The sequence below is a fragment of the Micromonospora sp. NPDC049580 genome (assembly GCF_040675595.1).
Lineage (GTDB): Bacteria > Actinomycetota > Actinomycetes > Mycobacteriales > Micromonosporaceae > Micromonospora.
In genome coordinates this window covers 1-6,057 of the sequence record NZ_JBFAPG010000389.1, presented here as the reverse complement: position 1 = coordinate 6,057, position 6,057 = coordinate 1, and the positions used below count along the sequence as shown (strand labels likewise).

Annotated in this window: 5 protein-coding genes; all 5 read left to right on the top strand. The window is 69.8% G+C overall.

The window, feature by feature from the left end:
• Nucleotides 1-108: 108 nt before the first annotated feature.
• Nucleotides 109-468: a VOC family protein gene (locus tag AB0J68_RS24850; protein ID WP_363940614.1), complete on the top strand. Its 360-nt coding sequence runs from the start codon at nt 109-111 to the stop codon at nt 466-468.
• 285 nt (nt 469-753) lie between these two features.
• Nucleotides 754-2,574, top strand: coding sequence for an ABC transporter ATP-binding protein (locus tag AB0J68_RS24845; RefSeq protein WP_363940613.1), 1,821 nt, complete (start codon nt 754-756; stop codon nt 2,572-2,574).
• A gap of 5 nt (nt 2,575-2,579) precedes the next feature.
• On the top strand, nt 2,580-4,352 hold the full coding sequence (locus AB0J68_RS24840) for an ABC transporter ATP-binding protein (protein ID WP_363940615.1): 1,773 nt from the start codon (nt 2,580-2,582) through the stop codon (nt 4,350-4,352).
• A gap of 23 nt (nt 4,353-4,375) precedes the next feature.
• Nucleotides 4,376-5,611, top strand: coding sequence for a glycosyltransferase (locus AB0J68_RS24835; RefSeq protein WP_354856229.1), 1,236 nt, complete (start codon nt 4,376-4,378; stop codon nt 5,609-5,611).
• Between the two features lie 48 nt (nt 5,612-5,659).
• The coding region (locus AB0J68_RS24830) for a glycosyltransferase (RefSeq protein ID WP_363940612.1) at nt 5,660-6,057 on the top strand (398 nt) is incomplete at its 3' end.

Sequence of the window (6,057 nt, the reverse complement as noted above, 5' to 3'; positions counted from 1 at the left end):
GGGCTCGGCACCACGCCGAACCCGCCCCGCGTCGCGTGCCAGGGCCGCCCGTCCGTGCCAGGGTGGGTCATGCCATTGAATGCACACCACCTGAGAACATCGGTCGCCGTGTCCGACATCGCGAGGGCCGTCGCGTTCTACGAAGGCAAGCTGGGCCTGGTGGCGCTGTGGTCCGCGCCCAGCGCCACCATCGCCGACGGCAGCCGCATCTACGCCTCCGGTGGCGGTCCGGCCCTCAACGTGTACCAGTCGGTCACCGCCGGGAAGACCCAGGCGACGCTGGCGACGTGGTACGTCGACGACATCGACGAGATCGTCGACGAGCTGACCTCGTCCGGCGTCGAGTTCGCCCGCTACGAGCAGATCGAACACGACCCGAAGGGGATCACCGAGCGGGCCGGCGGTGGTCGTATCGCGTGGTTCCAGGACCCGGACGGCAACACCTTCGCCATCGAGGCCGACGTCTGACCGACCGCGGGGTGCCGCCGCGCGGGGATCGGGCCCGCTGAACTCTGCCGGGGCGCAGAGGGCGACGGATCGACATGCCGCGAGCTCTTCTCCCACATTGCCGCGTTGTTGCCGGGTCGGTGCGATCCGACCATCTTCCGCGAGGGAATTCGGCCCTCGTGTCGATCTCGACCGCTCGACGTTCGTCGGAGCAGTGACAGCACCGGCGGTCGAGTAGGGAGATCGATGACCATGCGCAGCAGCCTGTGGGGACTGATATCCGCGCGTGCGAGCATCCTCCGCCTGATGCCCAGAGCGGGCTTCGGCCTCCTCGGCGCGCTCCTCCTGCTCAACCTGCTCCTCGCCGCGCTGCCCATCGCGTTCGTCATCACGTCCAGCGTGGTGCTCGGCAAGGTGCCGGGGGCGGTGGACGGCGGCCTCGATTCGACGGCCTGGCGGGAGCTGGTGCCGGTCTTCGCGGCGGCGGCCGGCATCTTCGTGTTGCAACAGGTGTTGGCTCCGGCCCAGCTCTCGCTGGGCGAGCTGCTGGCGCGGCGGATCGACGGCACCGTGGTGGACGACGTGATGCGGGCGTCCACGCGCAGCACCGGGGTCGGGCCGATGGAGGACCAGTCCGTCCTCGCCGACCTGCGCTACGCCGCCCGCGAGCTGGAACACGGCCTGCAGATGTGGGGGCCGGGCAGCGCCTGCGCCGGCACTCTCGCGCTGATCGCGCGGTACGGCCAACTGGCCGGCTACACGGCCATCATCGGCGTCGTCTATTCCTGGTGGGCGGCCCTGGCGGTGGCCGTGACCGTGCTGTGGTTCCGCAACGTGCAGCGCGGCGGCCTGCGCCGCTACGCCCATGCCCGGTTCAGCCTCATGCCCCAGCAGAACAAGGTGGAGTACGTCCGCAACCTGGCCGTGCAGGCGCCGGCGGGCAAGGAGATCCGGGTCTTCGGGCTGGCGAACTGGATGGACGGCGAGATGCGCTCGTCCTACCGCGCGTGGTTCACACCGCTGTGGGCGGCGCGGCGGCGCGTCTACCTGTGGCCCGGTGTGTGGTCCACCGGGTTCAGCCTGCTCGCCTGCGGAGCGATCTTCGCGACGATCGGCGCCACCGCGATCAGCACGCTGACGCTTACCGAGTTCGTCCTGATCATGCAGGCGGCACTGGGCGCCATCCGGCTGTCGGTGTTCTACCCGGAAGCCGACCTGGAGACCGCGATCGGCACCGAGACCCACCGGGCGGTGCGACGGTTCTCCGATCACATCGACCGGTACACCGTGCTGGAGCCGACCGGCTCCGGGAGCCCGGCACCCGAGCCGGTCAGTGAGATCCACTTCGACGACGTGTCGTTCCACTATCCCGGTCAGGACCGGCCGGTGCTCGACGGCCTGGACCTGCGAATCCCGGTCGGCAGCTGCACCGCGATCGTCGGGCTCAACGGCGCGGGCAAGACCACCCTGGTGAAGCTGCTCGCACGGCTCTACGAGCCCGACCGCGGCGCCGTACGCCTCGACGGGGTCGACATCCGCACGTTCGAGCTGTCGCAGTGGCGGGCCCGGCTCGCCGTGATCTTCCAGGACTATCTGCGCTACGAGTTCTCCGCCGCGGACAACGTGGCGTTCGGCGCGGTGGGCTCGGCGGACGATCGGGACGGCGTCCGGGAGGCCGTGGCCGCGATGGGCCTGACCGACGTGCTGAACTCGCTGCCCCGCGGCCTGGACACGCCGCTGGCCGCGCATGTCACCGGCGGCGCCGAGCTGTCGGGCGGCCAGTGGCAGCGGCTGGCGCTGGCGCGGGCCCTGTTCGCGCTGCGCCACGGCGCGTCGGTCGTCGTGCTCGACGAACCGACAGCGAGCCTCGACGTACGCGCCGAGGCGCAGTTCTTCGATCAGTTCGCGGCGCTCACCCAGGGTGCCACCACGCTGCTCATCTCCCATCGTTTCTCGACGGTCCGGCACGCCGACAAGATCGTGGTGCTGCACGACGGCCGGGTCAGCGAGGAGGGCTCACACGACCAGTTGCTGGCCCGCAACGGGCGCTACGCCGAGCTGTTCAGGTTGCAGGCCAACCGCTTCGCCGACAACACCGACACGGACCGGGACGAGGTGCTGCTGTGAGGGAGATGTTCTCCGGCGTCGGCAAGCTGCTGTCCGCGGCATGGCGGATCGACGCGCGCAAGACCGTGGTCGCCACCTTCCTCATGCTGGCCCTGGCCGCGTCGGCCGCCCTGCTCGCCGTCGCGCTCGGCATGATGACCGACGCGGTCATCGGCGGGGACGCGACCGAGGCCGCCGTGTTGGGCGCGGTGGTGGCCCTGCTCGCCATCCTGGCGCAGTCCTCCGGCCAGTTCGCCATGGTCGCGTACTTCGAGCTGTCCGAACTGATCGAGCTGGACCTGCACCGGGAGTTGCTGGCGGTCTCCAACGGATCTGAGGGGATCGGCCATCACGAGCGCCCCGAACAGGTCGACGAGCTCACCGTCCTGGTCCAGGACAGCGGGCAGTTCCGCAGCAGCATGGAGTCGCTGTTCCAGGCGGCGACGATGGTGCTGGCGGTCGTCCTGGGCGCGGCGATCCTGGCGTGGCAGAGCCCGTTGCTGCTGTTGCTCCCGGTGGCCGCGGCCGTGCCGTTGTTCACCGGTCGGCTGGCGGAAAGCGCCCTGGAGCGGGCCAAGACGGCGGTCGCCGAGCCGACCCGTGTCGCGCTCAACCTCTTCCAGGCCACCACCACCGCCCGCTACGCCGGCGAGCTGCGGGTGTTCGGCGTGGAGAAGGAACTCCGGCAGCGGTACGCGAGCCTGTGGCGAACCGCCACCCGTGGCCTCTACGGCGCGCACCTCAAGGCCATGGCGCTACGCGCGGCGGGTCAGGTCGTCTTCGGCCTCGCGTACGTCGGAGCGGTGTTGCTCGTCGTGCGCAACGCGATAGCCGGGCAGCAGATGGTCGGCGAGGTGGTCCTGGTCATCGTGCTGGCCACCCAGGTCAACCAGCAGGTGACCGGCGCCGTCACGCAGCTGCAACAACTGCAACGTCTCGCCAACACCTATCTACGGCTGGATCGGTTGCGCGACGCGGTCGCCGGCGCCGGGTCCCTGGCCGACCAGCCCGTTCCGGACCGGCTGGTCACCGGGATCGCCTTCGAGAACGTGAGCTTCAGCTACCCGAGCGCCGAACGGCCGACGCTGCGCGATGTCAACCTGACGCTGGCCGCCGGCAGCACGGTGGCGATCGTCGGTGAGAACGGCGCCGGCAAGACGACCCTGGTCAAGCTGCTGTGCGGCTTCTACCAGCCCACGGCCGGCCGGATCCTCGTCGACGGTGTCGACCTGCGACGGCTGCCCGTCGAGCGGTGGCGCGAGCGGATGGCCGCCGGCTTCCAGGACTTCGTGCGGTACGAGATCCGGGCGCTCGAGGCGGTCGGTGTCGGTGACGTGGCGCGGGTGTCGGACGAGGCCGCGGTCAACGACGCGTTGGTGAAGGCACACTCCACCGACGTCCTGCGCGCCCTGCCGGACGGGTTGTCCACCCAGCTCGGCACGTCGTACGCCGATGGCGCCGAGTTGTCCGGCGGGCAGTGGCAGAAGCTCGCCCTGGGTCGGGCGCTCATGCGGGACAACCCGATGCTGCTGCTGCTCGACGAACCCACATCGGCCCTCGACCCGCAGGCCGAACACGAGCTGTTCGAGCGCTACGCCGAACACGCGAGGCGCACCAGCGCGCGGACCGGGGCGATCACGGTGTTGATCTCGCATCGCTTCTCCACGGCACGGATGGCAGACAAGATCATCGTGGTCGGCGACGGGCAACTGCTCGAGGTCGGAGACCACGACACCCTGATGCGCGCCGGCGGCTCCTACGCCGAGATGTTCGCCATCCAGGCCAAGGCCTACAGCTGACCGACCACACGAGGGAGAGAGAAATGGGCCATCGGATCCGGGTATCCGTCATCATCGCGACCTACAACTCGGCCGACCTGCTGGCCGACACACTGCGTTACCTCGTCCGGCAGACGATTCCCACCAACGAGTTCGAGGTGATCGTCGGCGATGACGGTTCGACCGATCACACCGCCGAGGTGGTGCGGTCCTTCGCCGGCACCCTCCAGGTCAAGTACGTCTTTCAGGAGGACCGGGGATTCCGTGCCGCCGCCGCGCGCAACGCCGCCGCCCGGCTCGCCGTCGGCTCGCTGCTGATCACTCTCGACACCGGCTCGATGGTCGGCCCGGAGTTCCTCGCCGCGCACCTGGCCGCCCACGAGGGCGGCGAGTCGCGGCGGGCGGTGATCGGCCTCAGCTACGGCTACAACCCCGAGGTGCCGATGGCGGGGGTGGACGAGCTTCTCGCGCAGATGTCCCCGGAGACGGCGGTGGAGCAGTTCCGCGACCTACCCGACTTCCAGGACATCCGCCAGTCCTACTTCGCCGACTGCGAGATGGACCTGAGCCGGCGACTGGTGGCCTGGCAGGCATTCTGGACCTTGAACTCCTCTGTGCGGACCGACGACTTCCGCCGGGTCGGCGGCTTCGAGGAGAAGTTCGAGGGCTGGGGCGGCGAGGACATGGAGTTGGCGCTTCGGCTGCAACGGGCCGGTCTGACGATCGAGATCGCGCCCGACGCCTGGGTCGTGGTGGCGCCGCACGACCGCGATCACAAGGCGAACTACGACGCGCTCTTCGCGAACATGCGGATGTTCCTGAGCAAGTTCCCGGAGCCCGTGGTCGAGATGGGCTTGGGCGTGATGCTCGACAAGGGGGAGTTCTGGGCCTGGGAGCAGACGTACCGGGAGCTTCTGGACTGGCGGCAGCAGACCGGCGGCCTGAGCGTCTCCGACGAGATCGCCAGGGCCCTGGCGGACGTGCCGGCCGACGAGTCGGTCGCCATCATCGGATGCGGCGCCGAGCTGCCCGCGACGGTGACCAGCGCGATCCTCGTCGACTTCGACGACCAGCTCCTCGACCGTGCCGTGCGTTCGGGGGACCACAGCGGCTACCACGCCGTCGGGCTGCACACGCTGCTGGCCGACGACAGCGTCGACACGGTCGTCATCACCTCCCGGATGGCCGGCCTCTGGGGCACCTGGGGTGCGGAGATCCTGGCCGAGGCCGACCGGATCGGCCGGCGCACCATCTCGTACGCCGGCCCGGCAACCTCGTGAACCCGTAGGCCAGTTCGAAGAGCTGGACCGACCATGCGAAGGAGAACCATGGGCCACCGGCGGCGGGCATCCGTCATCATCGCGACCTACAACTCAGCCGACCTGCTGTCGGAGACCCTTCGGCAGCTCGTCCGGCAGACGATTCCCACCGACGATTTCGAGGTGATCGTGGGTGATGACGGGTCGACCGATCACACCGCCGACGTCGTGCGGTCCTACGCCGACCTGTTGCACATCACGTACTTCCATCAGGAGGACCGCGGGTTCCGGGTCGCGTCCGCGCGCAACGGCGCGGCCCGGATGGCGGTCGGCGGGCTGCTGGTCATTCTCGACACCGGGTCGATGGTGGGCCCGGAGTTCCTCGCCGCGCACCTGGCCGCCCACGAGGGCGGCGAGTCGCGGCGGGCGGTGGTGGGGCCCAGCTACGGCTACAACCCCGATTCGCC

Excerpts from the sequence above, each read along its gene's own strand:
- AB0J68_RS24845 (WP_363940613.1), top strand. The coding sequence starts at position 754 with ATGCCCAGAGCGGGCTTCGGCCTCCTCGGCGCGCTCCTCCTGCTCAAC.
- AB0J68_RS24840 (WP_363940615.1), top strand. The coding sequence starts at position 2,580 with ATGTTCTCCGGCGTCGGCAAGCTGCTGTCCGCGGCATGGCGGATCGAC.
- AB0J68_RS24835 (WP_354856229.1), top strand. The coding sequence starts at position 4,376 with ATGGGCCATCGGATCCGGGTATCCGTCATCATCGCGACCTACAACTCG.